Annotated in this window: 15 protein-coding genes and 3 tRNA genes; 16 read left to right on the top strand and 2 right to left on the bottom strand. The window is 53.5% G+C overall.

The window, feature by feature from the left end; genetic code table 11:
* The 5 genes from truD (at position 1) to rpoS (ending at position 4,993) form a co-directional block, all read left to right on the top strand.
* Entirely contained in the window at positions 1-1,044 is a 1,044-nt protein-coding gene (truD, locus tag CRO33_RS09365; protein WP_097117958.1) for a tRNA pseudouridine(13) synthase TruD, read from the top strand.
* Between the two features lie 217 nt (positions 1,045-1,261).
* Entirely contained in the window at positions 1,262-2,023 is a 762-nt protein-coding gene (gene surE, locus CRO33_RS09360) for a 5'/3'-nucleotidase SurE (protein ID WP_097118184.1), read from the top strand.
* Positions 2,017-2,643, top strand: a complete 627-nt coding sequence (locus tag CRO33_RS09355) for a protein-L-isoaspartate(D-aspartate) O-methyltransferase (RefSeq protein ID WP_097117957.1) — start codon at positions 2,017-2,019, stop codon at positions 2,641-2,643. The genes surE and CRO33_RS09355 overlap by 7 nt, the downstream gene beginning before the upstream one ends.
* Positions 2,644-2,809: 166 nt before the next feature.
* A complete protein-coding gene (gene nlpD, locus CRO33_RS09350; RefSeq protein ID WP_097117956.1) occupies positions 2,810-3,949 on the top strand; it encodes a murein hydrolase activator NlpD in 1,140 nt (379 codons plus the stop codon).
* Positions 3,950-4,000: 51 nt separating this feature from the next.
* The gene (gene rpoS, locus CRO33_RS09345) at positions 4,001-4,993 is read left to right on the top strand and encodes an RNA polymerase sigma factor RpoS (RefSeq protein ID WP_034822992.1); all 993 of its coding nucleotides are present in this window, start codon (positions 4,001-4,003) and stop codon (positions 4,991-4,993) included.
* 112 nt (positions 4,994-5,105) lie between these two features.
* Here rpoS and mutS read toward each other — a convergent pair whose 3' ends face one another.
* Entirely contained in the window at positions 5,106-7,667 is a 2,562-nt protein-coding gene (mutS, locus tag CRO33_RS09340; RefSeq protein ID WP_409566145.1) for a DNA mismatch repair protein MutS, read from the bottom strand.
* A gap of 348 nt (positions 7,668-8,015) precedes the next feature.
* Here mutS and mltB point away from each other — a divergent pair, with 348 nt between their 5' ends.
* Both mltB and CRO33_RS09330 read left to right on the top strand, forming a co-directional pair.
* Positions 8,016-9,098: a lytic murein transglycosylase B gene (mltB, locus tag CRO33_RS09335; RefSeq protein WP_034822196.1), complete on the top strand. Its 1,083-nt coding sequence runs from the start codon at positions 8,016-8,018 to the stop codon at positions 9,096-9,098.
* 86 nt (positions 9,099-9,184) lie between these two features.
* Positions 9,185-9,520: a zinc ribbon domain-containing protein YjdM gene (locus CRO33_RS09330; RefSeq protein WP_034822198.1), complete on the top strand. Its 336-nt coding sequence runs from the start codon at positions 9,185-9,187 to the stop codon at positions 9,518-9,520.
* Between the two features lie 35 nt (positions 9,521-9,555).
* Here CRO33_RS09330 and CRO33_RS09325 read toward each other — a convergent pair whose 3' ends face one another.
* Entirely contained in the window at positions 9,556-10,443 is an 888-nt protein-coding gene (locus CRO33_RS09325) for a dihydrodipicolinate synthase family protein (protein WP_097117954.1), read from the bottom strand.
* Between the two features lie 167 nt (positions 10,444-10,610).
* On the opposite strand from CRO33_RS09325, the gene tam reads away from it, so the two are divergent.
* The 9 genes from tam (at position 10,611) to CRO33_RS09280 (ending at position 17,615) form a co-directional block, all read left to right on the top strand.
* The gene (gene tam / locus CRO33_RS09320) at positions 10,611-11,387 is read left to right on the top strand and encodes a trans-aconitate 2-methyltransferase (RefSeq protein WP_097117953.1); all 777 of its coding nucleotides are present in this window, start codon (positions 10,611-10,613) and stop codon (positions 11,385-11,387) included.
* A gap of 102 nt (positions 11,388-11,489) precedes the next feature.
* Entirely contained in the window at positions 11,490-11,984 is a 495-nt protein-coding gene (gene pncC, locus CRO33_RS09315; RefSeq protein ID WP_097117952.1) for a nicotinamide-nucleotide amidase, read from the top strand.
* A 94-nt stretch (positions 11,985-12,078) separates the two neighbouring features.
* Positions 12,079-13,149: a recombinase RecA gene (recA, locus tag CRO33_RS09310; RefSeq protein WP_034822205.1), complete on the top strand. Its 1,071-nt coding sequence runs from the start codon at positions 12,079-12,081 to the stop codon at positions 13,147-13,149.
* A 109-nt stretch (positions 13,150-13,258) separates the two neighbouring features.
* Complete coding sequence (locus CRO33_RS09305) at positions 13,259-13,774, top strand: regulatory protein RecX (protein WP_176505750.1); 516 nt, start codon at positions 13,259-13,261, stop codon at positions 13,772-13,774.
* A 134-nt stretch (positions 13,775-13,908) separates the two neighbouring features.
* On the top strand, positions 13,909-16,536 hold the full coding sequence (gene alaS / locus CRO33_RS09300; protein ID WP_097117951.1) for an alanine--tRNA ligase: 2,628 nt from the start codon (positions 13,909-13,911) through the stop codon (positions 16,534-16,536).
* 250 nt (positions 16,537-16,786) lie between these two features.
* A complete protein-coding gene (csrA, locus tag CRO33_RS09295) occupies positions 16,787-16,972 on the top strand; it encodes a carbon storage regulator CsrA (RefSeq protein WP_004155916.1) in 186 nt (61 codons plus the stop codon).
* A 303-nt stretch (positions 16,973-17,275) separates the two neighbouring features.
* Positions 17,276-17,368 (top strand) — tRNA-Ser (locus tag CRO33_RS09290).
* Positions 17,369-17,376: 8 nt separating this feature from the next.
* A tRNA-Arg gene (locus tag CRO33_RS09285) sits at positions 17,377-17,453 on the top strand.
* A gap of 85 nt (positions 17,454-17,538) precedes the next feature.
* Positions 17,539-17,615: transfer RNA gene (locus CRO33_RS09280), tRNA-Arg, on the top strand.
* Positions 17,616-17,618: the final 3 nt, after the last annotated feature.

The raw sequence follows: 17,618 nt of genomic DNA, 5'->3' as shown, positions 1-17,618 counted from the left end.
ATGAGTGAACTGCTTTACCTGCACGGCGTTCCAAGCGCCACCGGCGTGATCAAGGCCAATCCCGAAGATTTCGTGGTGATTGAAGACCTCGGCTATCCCTATGATGGCGAAGGCGAGCAGGTGCTGGTGCGCATCCGCAAGATAGGCTGCAATACACGCTTTGTCGCCGAAGCTATCGCGAAATTCCTCGGCGTGCATCAACGTGATATGAGCTATGCCGGGATGAAAGACCGCCATGCGGTGACTGAGCAGACGCTGTGTTTCCGCGTGCCGGGTAACGCGATGCCGAATTTGGCCGGTTTCCAGCTGGAAGGCGTGGAAATTCTGCAGGTGATCCGCCATAAGCGCAAATTGCGCACTGGCGCGCTGGCAGGTAATGCGTTCCGTTTGGTTGTGCGTCAGATTTCGGATCGCGCAGAAGTGGATGCGCGCTTGCAGCAAATCCAGCAAAACGGCGTGCCTAACTACTTTGGTGAACAACGCTTTGGCCGCGGCGGTAATAACCTGACGCAGGCAAAACTGTGGGCTGAAGAGAAATTCCGCCCGCGCGATCGCAGCATGAAAGGTATTTTGCTGTCTGCTGCGCGCAGCCAACTGTTTAATCAGGTCACCAGTGCGCGTTTGCAGCGTGATGGCGTGTTGGATCAGGTACAAGCGGGTGATGCACTGCAGCTGGCCGGTCGCGGCAGTTGGTTTGTGGCGCAGGCGGAAGAGCTGGCGGAATTGCAGCAGCGTGTGAATCATCATGAACTGCGCATCACCGCGCCGCTCGCCGGGCGAGGTGATCTGGGCCCCCAGGGTGACGCGCTGGCCTTTGAGCAGGCTAATCTGGCACCGGCTGCGGATTTGCTGGCGCTGCTGGAACGTGAGCGCGTTGATGCAGCCCGCCGCGCCATGCTGGTGGTGCCGAAAGATCTGCGCTGGAACTGGTGGGATGACGTCACGCTGGAGATGCAGTTCTGGCTGCCAGCCGGGAGTTTCGCCACCAGCGTGGTGCGCGAACTACTGAGTAACGGTGCCGCTGCGCCAATCAGCGATGAATAACCCCACTTTACCCGGCCTCAACGCCGGGTAAATATCTGCTCCGGCTGCATAATGTTGCGGCAAACGCCGGAAGTTCCGTGATTTACGCCTACCACTTCCCGCGCCTCACCGCTAGAATGCAAACATCTTCGTCTCGCCAAATCTTGTTTGTGCGGCACCCCAACAGCGGATGCCCGGCGAGTTGAGGGCCCGTTGAATGAACAAAGGTCAGGAACAGATGCGGATATTGCTCAGCAACGACGATGGAATTCATGCCCCCGGCATTCAGACGCTGGCTCGCGCACTGCGTGAGTTTGCGGAGGTGCAGGTTGTCGCGCCCGATCGCAATCGAAGTGGCGCATCAAATTCTCTGACGTTAGAAACCCCGCTGCGTACTTTTACCCATGAGAATGGTGACATCGCTGTACAGATGGGCACGCCGACGGATTGCGTGTTTCTTGGGGTTAACAAACTGATGCAGCCGCGTCCGGACATTGTGGTTTCAGGCATCAACGCTGGCCCCAATCTGGGTGATGACGTGATTTACTCTGGCACCGTGGCCGCCGCGATGGAAGGACGCCATCTTGGACTGCCTGCGCTGGCGGTTTCACTCAATGGCCATCAACACTATGCCACCGCTGCGGCAGTGACCTGCACGCTGCTGCGTGCGTTGTCCCGCGCACCGCTGCGCACCGGGCGTATCCTGAACATCAATGTGCCTGATCTACCGCTAGCGGAAATCAAAGGTTTCCGTGTGACGCGTTGTGGCAGCCGCCATCCGGCCGATCAGGTGATTTGCACGGAAGATCCGCGCGGCCATACCCTGTACTGGATTGGCCCGCCGGGGGACAAACTGGATGCGGGCCCCGACACCGATTTCGCTGCGGTAGATGCAGGTTACGTGTCGTTGACGGCATTGCATGTCGATCTTACGGCACATGCGGCGCAGGAAGTATTAAGCGACTGGTTGATCGAGGCTGAGGTAAATCTCGCATGGTGAACCGGCGCATCGAAACGCTGTTAGAGCAACTGCGTGCGCAGGGTATTCACGATGAGCACCTGTTAAAAGCCATCGCTGATGTCCCGCGTGAACGCTTTATCGATGAGGCGTTTGAGCATAAAGCCTGGGAAAACGTTGCGCTGCCGATTGGCAGTGGGCAGACGATTTCACAGCCCTACATGGTAGCGCGGATGACCGCGTTACTTGAACTGAGCCCGGAATCGCGCGTGCTGGAAATCGGCACCGGTTCGGGCTATCAGACCGCTATTCTGGCCCATCTGGTCAATCACGTTTATTCCGTTGAACGCATTAAAGGGCTGCAATGGCAGGCTAAGCGTCGCCTGAAACAACTCGACCTGCACAATATTTCGACTCGTCATGGTGACGGTTGGCAAGGCTGGGCCGCACGTGGCCCGTTTGATGCCATCATTGTCACCGCTGCACCCCCTGAAATTCCGACTGCGCTGATAGCGCAATTAGGTGAGGGTGGCAAAATGGTGCTGCCAGTCGGCGAAGATCAGCAGGTTTTAAAGCGTTTACGTCGTCAGGGTGGTGAATTAATTGAAGAAATCATCGAACCCGTCCGCTTTGTGCCGTTAGTTCAGGGCGATCTGGCCTGAGCCATTGCTACGTAAATCTTCACAACTGTTACATGGCATGGCGCAGTTGATATTGTTACTATCCTTGTTAATCAATGTGAAAGACCGTATTCCGCCTGTTGCGCAGTGAATCATGCGGTCACAACCACGACACAGTTACATCCAGGATTGCCATAACGGGGGATCAATGAGCACGGGAAGCACAGTATTTCAATTACGCCGTTTGGCGGCACTCTCACTGGTAGGTTTTTGGCTGGCGGGCTGTAGCTCAGGCGACAACACGCAAGCTCCGATTAGCCAGATTGGCGGCGGTGGCGACAGCGGTATGATGTCCTCTGGCGGCGGCATGACCTCCTCACCGAGCAGCGGTGGCATGCTCTCATCGCAGAACAGTACCGTACCAGCCATGCCACACGGCGGAATGTTAAGCGGCGGTACACCATCAGCTGCACCCTCCGGGGGAATGGTTAGTGGCAATAATAATGTTGTCACGCAAAATGGTCGTATCGTGTACAACCGTAATTATGGGAATATTCCTAAAGGTAGTTACGGTGGTGAGACTTACACCGTTAAACGTGGAGATACCCTGTTCTACATTGCCTGGATTACCGGCAATGACTTCCGCGATCTGGCGCAACGCAATAACGTCCCGGCCCCGTATGGCCTGGAAGCGGGGCAAGTCCTGCAGGTTGGCAACGGTAATGGCCAGACCATCACCGGTGGCAATGCGATAACCGCAGCGGATGCGACACAGGGCGGCGTGCCGGTGGCATCCAACCAAACGCAAATTAAATCGGCCCCTGTTGCACAGCAACCTGTTATTACGTATTCTGATGATTCGGGTTCGACAGGCGGTAAAATGCTGCCGTCGAAAGGGGCAAATAATGTGGCAACGACCACAGCTCCGGTTACCGTACCGCCTACAGTCAGCAGCACGACTAACAGCACAACCCCAGTGGGAAGCTGGCGTTGGCCGACTGATGGGAAGATCATCGATAACTTCTCCGCTGCGGAAGGCGGAAACAAAGGGATCGATATCGCCGGTTCGCGTGGACAACCTGTTGTCGCCACTGCTTCAGGAAGGGTGGTATACGCAGGCAACGCGCTCCGTGGGTACGGTAATTTAATCATCATCAAACACAATGATGATTATCTGAGTGCTTACGCCCATAACGATTCCATGCTGGTCCGGGAACAACAGGAAGTTAAGGCGGGGCAAAAAATCGCTACCATGGGTAGTACCGGAACCAGTTCGGTTAGATTACATTTTGAAATTCGTTACAAGGGGAAATCCGTAAACCCGTTGCGTTATTTACCGCAGCGATAATCCGGCAGAACCTTAGGTGTTCTGCCCTTGGATCACGGGTAGGAGCCGCTTATGAACCAGAATACGCTGAAAGTTAACGAGTTACATGAAGATGCGGAATTCGAGGAGAACGGAGCTGAGGTTTTTGATGAGAAGGCTCTCGTTGAGAACGAACCTGGTGATAACGAAGTAGCTGAAGAAGAGCTGTTGTCACAGGGTGCGACGCAACGCGTTTTGGATGCGACGCAGCTTTACCTTGGTGAGATCGGTTACTCTCCACTACTGACAGCGGAAGAAGAAGTGTTCTTCGCTCGTCGTGCACTACGTGGTGACATTCCTTCTCGCCGCCGCATGATTGAAAGTAATTTACGCCTGGTGGTGAAAATTGCCCGTCGTTATAGCAATCGTGGTCTGGCACTGCTGGATCTGATTGAAGAGGGTAATCTCGGCCTGATTCGTGCCGTGGAGAAGTTTGACCCAGAACGTGGGTTCCGTTTCTCAACCTATGCCACCTGGTGGATTCGTCAGACTATTGAACGGGCGATCATGAATCAAACCCGTACTATTCGTCTGCCGATCCACATCGTTAAAGAGTTGAATGTTTATCTGCGTACCGCGCGTGAACTTTCGCATAAGCTTGACCATGAGCCGAGTGCTGAAGAGATTGCCGAGCAGTTAGACAAGCCGGTTGATGATGTAAGCCGTATGCTGCGTCTCAACGAGCGTATTACCTCGGTTGACACACCGCTGGGTGGAGATTCCGAAAAAGCGCTGCTGGATATCCTGGCCGATGAAAAAGACAACGGCCCGGAAGACACCACGCAGGACGATGATATGAAACAAAGCATCGTTAAGTGGTTGTTTGAATTGAATGCCAAGCAGCGTGAAGTGCTGGCGCGTCGTTTCGGCCTGTTAGGCTATGAAGCGGCAACGCTGGAAGATGTGGGCCGTGAGATCGGGTTGACCCGTGAGCGCGTCCGTCAGATTCAGGTTGAAGGTCTGCGCCGTCTGCGTGAAATCCTGCAGACTCAGGGCCTCAACATTGAAGCACTGTTTCGCGAATAAGCCGTAATCGGCAATAAAAAACGGTGACCCTTGGGTCACCGTTTTTTTATGTGCGTTATCAGGCCGTTACGCTAATGAGCGACGTCATTACCCGCCGCTCATTAAAATTGAACTAGACCAATGTTTTAAGGCGGTAAATCCACTCCAGCGCCTGTTTTGGCGTGAGACTATCAGGGTCCAACGCTTCCAGTGCGTCTACGGCTGGCGATGTTTCTGCCACCAGCAGCTGCATTTGCGATCCTTCTACAGTGGATGCCGCAGAACTGCCGGAGAGCGCTTCCAACTCTTTCAGCTTGTTGCGCGCACGTTTGATCACGTCCTTCGGCACACCCGCTAATGCAGCAACTGCTAAACCATAGCTTTTGCTGGCTGCACCATCTTGTACGCTGTGCATAAATGCAATGGTATCGCCATGCTCCATGGCATCAAGATGCACATTCACTACGCCTTCCATTTTTTCCGGCAGGGTCGTAAGTTCGAAGTAGTGGGTGGCAAACAGTGTCATCGCTTTGATGCGGTTTGCCAGGCTCTCCGCACAAGCCCATGCCAGCGACAGCCCATCGTAGGTCGATGTGCCGCGACCGATTTCATCCATCAACACCAGGCTGTTCTCCGTGGCGTTGTGCAAGATATTGGCCGTTTCGGTCATTTCAACCATAAAGGTTGAGCGCCCTGAAGCCAGGTCATCAGCCGCACCGACACGAGTGAAAATGCGATCGATAGGACCAATCACGGTTTCTTCGGCTGGCACATAGCTGCCGATCCACGCCATTAGCGCAATCAACGCAGTCTGACGCATGTAGGTACTTTTACCGCCCATATTCGGACCGGTGATGATCAACATGCGGCGCTGATTTGACAGCGATAGCGGGTTAGCAATAAACGGTTCTTTCAGAACCTGCTCCACGACAGGGTGGCGACCCGCGGTGATGCGGATACCGGCTTTTTCCTGCAGTACCGGGCGGCAGTAATTCAGCGTCCAGGCACGTTCTGCCAGGTTAGCCAACACATCCAGTTCAGCCAGCGCCGCGGCACTGATCTGCAGTGCTTCAAGATGTGGCAGCAACTGATCGAGTAACGCTTCGTACAGGCCTTTTTCCAGCGCCAGCGCTTTGCCTTTTGAGGTCAGTACTTTGTCTTCATACTCTTTCAATTCAGGAATGATGTAGCGCTCGGCGTTCTTCAGCGTCTGACGGCGTACATAGTGAATCGGCACCAGGTGGCTTTGGCCGCGGCTGACCTGAATGTAGTAACCATGAATTGCGTTAAAACCCACCTTTAAAGTATCCAGCCCTAGCTTCTCTCGTTCGCGAATTTCCAGGCGGTCGAGATAATCAGTGGCACCGTCGGCCAGCGCACGCCATTCATCTAATTCAGCGTTATAGCCGGGCGCAATCACACCCCCGTCACGCACCAGCACGGGAGGGGATTCAATGACGGCTAGTTCCAGCAGCTCGCGTAGTTCAGTAAATTCACCCATCTGCGAACGCAGATTGACCAGTTGAGTCGCCTCGACACCTTCCAGCTGATGGTTTAATTCCGGCAACTGCTGGAAGGCATGCCGCATGCGAGCTAAATCACGCGGGCGCGCGGTGCGCAGTGCCAGACGCGCCAGGATGCGTTCCAAATCGCCCACCTGGCGCAGTACTGGCTGTAATGCTTCACTCAGAGATTGCAGTTCGGCAATCGATTCCTGGCGACGACTGATGGTGGTGACATCGCGCAGCGGCATATGCAGCCAGCGCTTCAGCATACGGCTGCCCATCGGGGTAACGGTTTTATCCAACACTGCCGCCAGGGTATTTTCGGTGCCCCCGGCCAGGTTTTGCGTGATTTCCAGGTTGCGGCGAGTGGCTGCATCCATGATGACGCTGTCCTGCTGGCGCTCCATACTTAACGAGCGAATATGTGGCAGGGAGGTGCGTTGGGTATCCTTAACATATTGAAGCAGACAACCCGCAGCGCGTAGCGCCAGATGAGCCTGTTCAACACCAAAGCCGCTAAGATCACGCGTGCCGAATTGCAGGTTTAACTGCTGGCGTGCGGTGTCGATTTCATATTCCCATAGCGGACGACGGCGCAGACCACGACGCTGATCGATCAGCGCCATGGCCTGGAAATCTTCGGGATAGAGCAGTTCAGCAGGATTAGTGCGTTGGAGTTCTGCCGCCATGGTCTCCTGGTCGACAGGTTCGCTCAGGCGAAAACGCCCCGAGCTGATATCGAGGGTGGCATAACCAAACCCGCGCTGGCTCTGGAAGATGGCCGCCAGTAAGTTGTCCTGACGCTCCTGCAGCAGCGCTTCATCACTGATGGTGCCTGGTGTCACAATGCGCACGACTTTACGCTCAACCGGTCCTTTGCTCAGTGCCGGGTCGCCAATCTGTTCGCAGATCGCCACGGATTCACCGAGCTGGACCAGTTTTGCCAGATAACCTTCAACAGCATGATAGGGCACGCCCGCCATCGGGATGGGTTCACCCGCTGACGCGCCGCGTTTCGTGAGTGAAATCTCCAGCAGTTGTGAGGCTCGCCTGGCGTCGTCGTAGAACAGCTCGTAAAAATCGCCCATGCGATAAAACAGCAGGATTTCGGGATGGTCAGCCTTCAGGCGCAGGTATTGCTGCATCATGGGCGTGTGGCCAGTAAAGTCCATTTGCGCTGCTCCTTTCATCTCGTTTTCGCTCAAAATTCACTCGTTCAATCATGGCTGCCCGATATGAGCAGGCCAGTGTGGTGCGTTATCTCACAGACGGATAACCAAGGCGCAGATATTAACATTTTGCCCTGCGCGCCTCATCCGGCTGCAATGGATTCTGGCTGCCGACCTTAACAAATTGCGATAAGCAGTAAAAAGTAAAATTGGGCGATAAAGATAAAGTGTGGAGCTGTTCCGCAAATTTTCGCTGCAACCCACTGAAACCAGGGTATAGCGGCGTAAATTTAAGATATTGCTCTGTATCCCGCTTTGATGAACGATTACCATGTTGGCTTCCGGTTTCATCTGGCTTATGGATATCTAATGCGTTTTAAGGTTGCTTTTCTTCCACTTATCGCCTTGCTTGCTGCCTGCAGCAGTAAGCCTGCAACCCAGCAACAAACCGCCGTTGTGCCTGCACCAAAAGGTGGTTTTTTACTGGAACCTTCACACGCCGTTCAGCCGATGTTTGGTGATTTCGCAGGGAATCCAGCGGCTGAGCAGTTTATTGATCAAATGGTGGCAAAACACGGTTTTAACCGTGATCAACTGCATGCCGTGATTGGCCAGGCGAAGCGTCTTGATTACGTGCTGCGCCTGATGGATCAACAAGCACCAAGCTACACGCCTCCGACGGGGCCAAACGGCGCCTGGATCCGCTACCGTAATAAATTCATCACGCCAGATAATGTGCAAAATGGTGTGGCGTTCTGGGATCAATATCAGGACGCGCTGCAACGCGCTCAGCAGGTTTATGGTGTGCCGCCGGAGATCATTGTCGGAATCATTGGTGTGGAAACACGCTGGGGTCGGGTGATGGGCAAAACGCGTCTGCTGGATGCGTTGGCCACCTTATCCTTTAGCTATCCTCGTCGCGCGGCCTACTTCAGCGGCGAACTGGAAACCTTCCTGCTGATGGCGCGCACTGAACAGGATGATCCGCTGGATCTGCGCGGTTCCTTTGCGGGTGCAATGGGGTATGGCCAGTTTATGCCGTCTTCCTATAAAGAGTATGCGGTCGACTTCAATGGTGATGGCCACATTAACCTGTGGGATCCTGTGGATGCGATTGGTAGCGTAGCAAATTACTTTAAAGAGCACGGCTGGCGGGCAGGGCAGAATGTTGCCGTACCGGCGAGCGGGCAGGCTCCTGCACTGGAAAATGGGTTTAAAACGCTTTATCCGGTGAATACGCTGATGGCGAGTGGCCTGACGCCGCAAGGATCGCTGGATGGTAATAACCAGGCGAGTCTGCTGCGCCTTGATCTTGGCACCAGTTATCAATATTGGTATGGCCTGCCTAACTTCTATGTCATCACGCGTTATAACCACAGCACACACTATGCCATGGCGGTATGGCAGTTGGGTCAGGCAGTGGCGAAAGCGCGTCAGGGCAACATGCTTTAATGCTGTCCTTATAAAGAGTGAGGGTATAAGATGGCGCCCCTTTTGCGGTGCCATCTTCACCGCCTTTCGACTTCTGAGGAATGCTCATGACAACATTACCTGCTTGCCCTGTGTGCCAGGCTGATTATACCTGGCAGGATGGTGAGAACCTGAACTGCCCATCTTGTGGCCATATCTGGTCACCGAGTGCTGATGCAGCATCGGATGGTTTGGTGGTGCGGGATGCCAATGGCAATCTGCTGGCTGATGGGGACAGCGTTACCGTAGTCAAAGATCTCAAGGTGAAAGGCAGTTCTTCAACCCTGAAGATTGGCACCAAAGTGAAAAGCATTCGTCTGGTTGAAGGCGACCACAACATTGATTGCAAAATCGATGGTTTTGGCCCGATGAAACTCAAATCTGAGTTTGTTAAAAAGAACTGAGAACGGGACGGCTGCCCGGCCGTCCCTTAATGTGATCACATCAGCAAACGATCCAGCTCTGCGCACTGCTCAACCGTGAGTTCACCGCCATAATTACGTGAATGGCTGCTCATAGAATCATATTTGCGCGCCACTGCGGTTTTGATGGTCGTGACAAAGTCATCGCCGATGGTGTAAATCGCCATCAGCTTACCAATACGCTGTTGAATTTGTGCCAACTGCGCTAACTCTCCCGCTCGCCATGCGTGCATCGCCTCGGCAAACAACTCCGGCACTATGTTGTTTAAGCCGGAAATCACCCCGGCACCGCCGGCCAGCAAATTAGGCAGAAGATATTCGTCATACCCTGAAAGCACGGTGAAATCAGGGCGAACCTTTTTGGTTTCTTCAATCAGGGCCCGATTGTGTGAAAGACAATCCATGGTGTCTTTAATGCCGATAAACTGCGGCAGTTCAGCGGCTAATTCTGCTACCAATGCCGGCGTTAAATCGCAACCGGTACGCGCCGGAAAGTTGTAGGCAAACCACTTGCCGCCTAACTGTTTATCCAGTGCTTTAAAGTAGCTCAACAGCTGTTTCTGCGTTTGCCCATAGTAGTAGGGCGGCAAAACCATCACGGCGTCATAACCGTTTTGCCAGGCGGCTTCAGCGAGCTGCAACATGTCGGGAACGCAGGTACTTGAAATATTCGCGACCATGGTCAGTGGCGAAAGCTGACGAGCTTCGCGAATCAGCATCAGCCGTTCCTGTTGGGTCAGCGAAGCAAACTCCCCGATACTGCCCATCAGCAACAGCGTATCAATCCCCGAGGCGTTCAGGCGCGCAAAGTGGCGGCCCAGCGCATCAATGTCGAGCTTATTATCTTGATCGAAAGGGGTAAGTGAAGGACACCAGACGCCGGTTAATTCAGGTTGTGAAGCCATAACGCGATCCTCGTTTTTTAAAAATGAAACATTGTTTTAACTTAGAGCTCGTAACTGACATTAACCAGTGACAAAGGGTAAAAAGGTGAGACATCGCACTTTTCTCTTCGCTTAGCGATTGAGAAAACAGGTAGTGTGATGCTCTTCAGCCAGACAGGAGCGTTGCCATGCAAGACTGGAATCCACAGCTGTATCGTCAATTTGAATCGGAACGCACGCGCCCTGCGCGTGAACTGTTAGAACGTATTCCTCTTACCGACGTGCATTTCGCGACTGACCTCGGATGCGGTCCCGGCAACAGCACTGAGCTGCTGGCGCAAGCGTGGCCAGGCGCGGTGATTACAGGCATCGATAGCTCTGCAGCCATGCTGGAACAAGCGCAAGAGCGGTTACCTGCCTGCACTTTTCTGCAGGCGGATATTCGTACCTGGCAGGCGAGCCAGCCACAGCAGGTCATCTATGCGAATGCTTCGCTGCAGTGGTTAACCAATCACTACACGCTGCTGCCGCATTTGGTTGAACAGCTGGATATCGGTGGCGCTCTGGCGATTCAGATGCCGGACAATCTTGAAGAAGCCTCTCACAGCTTGATGCGTAAGGTTGCGTCTAGTGAACGCTGGCAGGCACATATCTCGCCACAGGCCGCGGATCGCAAACGCCTGCTGAGCACGGAACAGTATTATGACTTGCTGAGTGATGCAGGCTGTCAGGTGGATATCTGGCGTACCACGTACTATCACCCGATGGCCGATGCGCAGGCCATCATTACCTGGCTCCGTGCCACGGGCTTGCGTCCTTTCCTCGCTGGATTGACCGAACAGCAACAAGCGGATTTTCTGCATGACTATCATCAGGCATTAATGCCGGCTTATCCCCCACGCAGCAATGGTCAGGTTTTGCTGGCTTTCCCGCGTTTATTCATGGTGGCAGTGAGAACGCGTTAAAATTGCTGGAAGCGGTTGCGCAAATTGGTGCGACAGAGGTTGAAAAGGGCGCTCTGTTGCACCATTTATGGCTAACGCGCAGCGCCAAAACAGGAGAAGGCGATGAACGACCAACAGTTGCAGCAGCTCAGCCAGCGTATTGGCGAACAGCTGAAGAAACGCAAGGCAACGGTGACCGCGGCGGAATCTTGCACCGGTGGCTGGATCGCCAAAGTGTTTACCGATATCAGTGGCAGCTCTGCCTGGTTTGAGCGGGGTTTCGTGACCTACAGCAACGAAGCCAAACAGCAGATGGTGGGCGTGCAGGCAGCGACTCTGGCGCAGTATGGCGCGGTCAGTGAGCAAACTGTGCGTGAGATGGCTCAAGGTGCCTGCAATGCCGCCGCCGCCGAGTTTGGCATTGCTGTGAGCGGGATTGCGGGGCCAGATGGTGGTTCGGCAGAAAAGCCAGTGGGTACAGTGTGGTTTGCCATTGCCGGACCTGGCGATCGTGTTCTGGCGCAGCGGCAGATCTTTGCCGGAGACCGTGACGCGGTGCGTCGGCAATCCGTCAGCTGGGCGCTGCAAACACTGCTTGATGAATTTCTGACAAATTAAACTTGATACTGTATGGTCATACAGTATAATTACCGGCAACAGAACGAGCAGGCACACAATGATGTCGGCTTACCCAGCATGATTAGGAGTGGAAATGGCGATTGACGAGAACAAACAGAAAGCTTTAGCTGCCGCGCTGGGCCAGATTGAGAAACAATTTGGCAAAGGCTCGATCATGCGCCTGGGTGAAGACCGCTCAATGGACGTAGAAACCATCTCAACCGGTTCACTGTCACTGGATATCGCGTTGGGTGCTGGTGGCTTGCCGATGGGGCGTATCGTTGAGATCTACGGACCAGAATCTTCCGGTAAAACCACGCTGACGCTGCAGGTGATTGCCGCTGCACAGCGTAAAGGTAAAACCTGTGCCTTTATCGATGCTGAACATGCGCTTGATCCGGTGTATGCCAAAAAACTCGGCGTTGATATCGACAATCTGCTGTGTTCGCAGCCGGACACCGGTGAACAAGCGCTGGAGATTTGTGATGCGTTAGCTCGCTCCGGTGCCGTTGATGTGATCATCGTGGACTCCGTTGCGGCACTGACGCCGAAAGCGGAAATCGAAGGTGAAATCGGTGATTCGCACATGGGTCTGGCCGCACGTATGATGAGCCAGGCGATGCGTAAGTTAGCGGGTAACCTGAAGCAGTCCAACACGCTGCTGATCTTTATCAACCAGATTCGTATGAAAATTGGTGTGATGTTTGGTAACCCAGAAACCACCACCGGTGGTAACGCGCTGAAATTCTATGCTTCTGTTCGTCTTGATATCCGCCGTATCGGTGCGATTAAAGAGGGCGATGAAGTGGTCGGTAGCGAAACCCGCGTAAAAGTGGTGAAGAACAAAATCGCTGCGCCATTTAAGCAGGCTGAATTCCAGATTATGTACGGTGAAGGCATCAACACCTTTGGCGAGTTGGTGGATCTCGGCGTGAAACACAAACTGGTTGAGAAAGCCGGTGCGTGGTACAGCTACAACGGCGAAAAGATTGGTCAAGGTAAAGCGAACTCGACCAACTTCCTGAAAGAGAACCCAGCGATTGCTAACGAGATCGATAAGAAGTTACGCGATCTGCTGCTGACGGGTGCAACGGCTGGAGCGGGTGCAGCAGAAATCTCTGCTGATGACTACGAAGAAGCTAGCGAAACCAACGAAGATTTCTAAGATACCCACCACGGGAGCAGCGATGCTCCCGTTTGCTTTTCCCCGTCAACACTTCCCCTGATCGTCTTCTTGCTTTACCCTGCGCAACAGTCAGAACAAGGTCAAATTCATGTCATCATCACCTTCAACGGCTTCGGTGCCGACATTTTCCCGTTTGCTGGATCGTGCCATGCGTGTGCTATCGCAGCGTGACCACAGCCGTGACGAATTGAAGCGTAAGCTGCAACTCTCTTCTCAGCGTGCGGCTTATCTGAAGCAAGAAGAAAATGTGCCGATACCGGATGAGCTGCTGGAAAAGGTCCTCGACTGGTGCCAGGAGAGTGGCTGGCTCAACGACCAGCGCTTCACCGAACGCTTTATCCAAAGTCGCGCACGGAAAGGTTACGGCTCACAGCGCGTGCGTATGGAATTGCAACAGAAGGGCATCAGCCGCGATGAGATCAATCAGGCGATGATGGATACTGAAGTGGACTGGAGTCAATGTGCGGCCGATTTGGCTAAGCGTAAGTTTGGTGATCCTCTGCCGCAAACCTGGGCTGAGAAAAGCAAAGTACAGCGCTTTTTAATGTCTAAAGGCTTTATGATGGAAGATATTCAGGCAGTTTTCAGAAATATTGACGACTGAAAGGCGATGGGATTTTACTTCCCACTGAAGAAAATTTATCTTATTCCCACTTTTTGTTCCTCAATCAGCGGTAAACCTGCAGATGTGGTTTGCCCGCGAAAGGGAACGTTCGTTAGCGTGATTCCAGGAATTATATGAGCAAGAGCACTGCTGAGATCCGTCAAGCGTTTCTCGACTTTTTTCATAGCAAGGGACATCAGGTTGTAGCCAGCAGCTCCCTCGTACCGAACAACGACCCAACGTTGCTGTTTACCAATGCGGGAATGGTGCAGTTTAAAGACGTTTTCCTCGGTCAGGATAAACGCGATTATGCACGCGCAACCACGTCTCAGCGTTGCGTGCGTGCCGGTGGTAAGCACAACGATCTTGAGAACGTTGGTTACACCGCTCGTCACCACACCTTCTTTGAAATGCTGGGTAACTTCAGCTTTGGCGACTACTTCAAGAAAGAAGCGATTGCTTATGCCTGGGAACTGCTGACGGGTGAGCAGTGGTTCAAGCTGCCGAAAGAACGTCTGTGGGTCACCGTTTATGAAACCGATGATGAAGCCTTCGAAATCTGGGCTAACGATGTCGGTGTGCCGCGCGAGCGCATCATTCGCATCGGCGATAACAAAGGCAGCGCCTACGCGTCTGATAACTTCTGGCAGATGGGTGATACCGGTCCTTGTGGTCCGTGCACCGAAATTTTCTACGATCACGGCGACCATATCTGGGGGGGCCCACCGGGCAGCCCGGAAGAAGATGGCGATCGCTATATTGAGATCTGGAACATCGTCTTCATGCAGTTCAACCGTCAGGCCGACGGCACCATGGAACCTCTGCCGAAGCCTTCTGTTGATACCGGTATGGGCCTGGAGCGCATCGCTGCGGTACTGCAGCACGTTAACTCCAACTATGAAATCGATCTGTTTGCCAAGCTGATCAAGGCTGTTGCTCAGGTAACCGGTGCGACCGACCTCAACAATAAATCGTTGCGCGTCATCGCTGACCACATCCGTTCCTGTGCATTCCTGATCGCTGATGGCGTCATCCCGTCGAATGAAAACCGTGGCTACGTGCTGCGCCGTATCATTCGTCGTGCAGTGCGTCATGGCAATATGTTGGGAGCTAAAGAAGCCTTCTTCTACAAACTGGTTGCGCCATTGATCGATGTCATGGGTGATGCCGGTGAAGACCTGAAACGTCAGCAGAAGCATGTTGAAAATGCCCTGAAAAATGAAGAAGAGCAGTTCGCTAAAACGCTGGAACGCGGCCTGGCTTTACTGGATGAAGAGTTGGCCAATCTGCAAGGTGATACGCTGGATGGCGAAACGGTCTTCCGTCTGTATGACACCTTTGGTTTCCCGGCGGATTTGACCGCTGACGTCTGCCGCGAGCGCAATCTGAAGATTGATGAAGCGGGTTTCGAAACAGCCATGGAACAGCAGCGCCAGCGTGCGCGTGAGGCCAGTGGTTTTGGCGCGGACTACAACAGTGTGATTCGCTTTGATGCCGCCACTGACTTCAAAGGCTATGACCAACTGCAGGCTGAAGGCACCGTGCTGGCGCTGTTCGTTGGCGGTCAGCAGGTTGAGCAGATCGCGGCTGGCCAGGAAGCGGTAGTGATTCTGGATCAAACACCATTCTATGGCGAGTCAGGTGGCCAGGTGGGCGATACCGGTGTGCTAACTGGGCAGAATGCTGAATTCAGTGTCCAGGATACACAGAAGTATGGCAAAGCCTTTGGTCATATCGGTAAGCTCAACAGCGGTGAGCTACGTGTGGGTGACCGCCTCAATGCACAAGTGGATGAAGAGCGCCGTGCTCGTATTATTCTCAACCACTCCGCAACGCATCTGATGCATGAAGCGTTACGTGAAGTATTGGGCGATCATGTCGGTCAGAAAGGCTCACTCAACAACGATAAATACCTGCGCTTCGACTTCTCTCATACCGAAGCGATGAAGCCAGAGCAGATTCGCACCGTTGAAGATATCGTTAATACCCAGATTCGTCGCAATTTACTCATCCAGACTGAAGTAATGGATCTGGATGAAGCGAAAGCGCGCGGCGCAACGGCGTTGTTCGGTGAGAAGTATGAACAGCGTGTGCGCGTGGTTAGCATGGGTGAATATTCCGTTGAGCTGTGCGGTGGTACGCACGCAGCGCGCACTGGCGACATTGGCCTGTTCCGCATTCAGTCTGAATCCGGCACGGCGGCAGGTGTGCGTCGTATTGAAGCGCTGACGGGTGAAGGCGCGATTGCTCAGCTGCATGCGCAGAGCGATCAGATATCTGAGATTGCTCAGGTGGTTAAAGCCAACAGCAGTAATCTGAATGAGAAAGTGCGCGGCCTGGTTGATCATGTCCGCGCGCTGGAAAAAGAACTGCAGCAGCTACGCGATCAGCAAGCGGCGCAAGAGAGTGCCTCGCTGAGCAGTAAAGCGATGGACGTGAAGGGGACCAAACTGCTGGTCAGCGAGCTTAACAACGTTGAGCCGAAGATGCTTCGCACCATGATGGATGACCTGAAGAATCAGCTCGGCTCGGCCATCATTGTGCTGGCAACGGTCGCTGAAGGTAAGGTTTCACTGATTGCTGGGGTGACTAAAGACCTGACTGACCGCGTCAAAGCGGGTGAGCTGGTCGGCGAACTGGCCGCTCAGGTTGGCGGAAAAGGTGGCGGTCGTCCTGATATGGCTCAGGCGGGTGGTACAAACCCTGAGGCACTGGCTGGCGCACTGGCTGGCGTGTCGGAGTGGGTGAGTAACCGACTGTAACGAATTAAAATTCAGCATCGTGAATAGCGCCAGAACCCCCGTGTTCTGGCGCTTTTTAACGCGGTGTGCACCCGATAATGACAAAGTCCGGTTGATGTAGTGTATTTCGGCTAAACTAACTATCAGCAGAATGTATTGGCGTGGCGATGCACAATGGTGTATTTGTCATAGACATTGTTCAGCGTTATATGATGGATATGGCCGGGAGACCGAACAGGCCCGACTCTTTTAATCTTTCAAGGAGCAAAGAATGCTTATTCTAACTCGTCGAGTTGGTGAAACCCTCATGATTGGCGATGAGGTGACTGTAACGGTGCTGGGTGTTAAAGGTAACCAGGTCCGTATTGGCGTCAATGCGCCTAAAGAAGTTTCGGTGCATCGCGAAGAAATCTATCAGCGTATCCAGGCCGAAAAAACTCAGCAAACGAGTTACTAACGGATTCAGCGCCTCGCATCCTGCGAGGCGCTACCGCTTTTATCCTCCCATCTTCATTTTTTCCGCCCTGAACCTCATTTTCTTTCTTCCCATTTTGTTAACTGCAACGTGCTTTCGCTGTTGATTAATCACTCTTTTTGTCGGCAAAACATCCTAATTGCGCGTCATTTGTGCAAACAGAACGATATCCAGAAAAAGTCGGGAAAAATTGTTTGACTTATAAGTGCGGGAAAGTAATATGTGCGCCACGCAGTGCCGATGAGCAGAAACAAGTTCAGAAGCACGGTTCGGAAGAACGCGTAAGGTGAGGTGGCCGAGAGGCTGAAGGCGCTCCCCTGCTAAGGGAGTATGCGGTCAAAAGCTGCATCCGGGGTTCGAATCCCCGCCTCACCGCCATTTCCGATGCATCCATAGCTCAGCTGGATAGAGTACTCGGCTACGAACCGAGCGGTCGGAGGTTCGAATCCTCCTGGATGCACCATTCGGAAAACTGAAGTAAGAGTGAACGAGCAGTTCCTTTCATGGTGAGTTGTCAGCACCCTGCGTTGTACAAGAATTAACTCGATGCATCCATAGCTCAGCTGGATAGAGTACTCGGCTACGAACCGAGCGGTCGGAGGTTCGAATCCTCCTGGATGCACCATTC

It is taken from the genome of Pantoea sp. GL120224-02 (assembly GCF_900215395.1).
GTDB lineage: Bacteria > Pseudomonadota > Gammaproteobacteria > Enterobacterales > Enterobacteriaceae > Pantoea > Pantoea communis.
The sequence above is the reverse complement of the archived record's forward strand: the minus strand, read 5'-3'. Positions and strand labels throughout refer to the sequence as shown.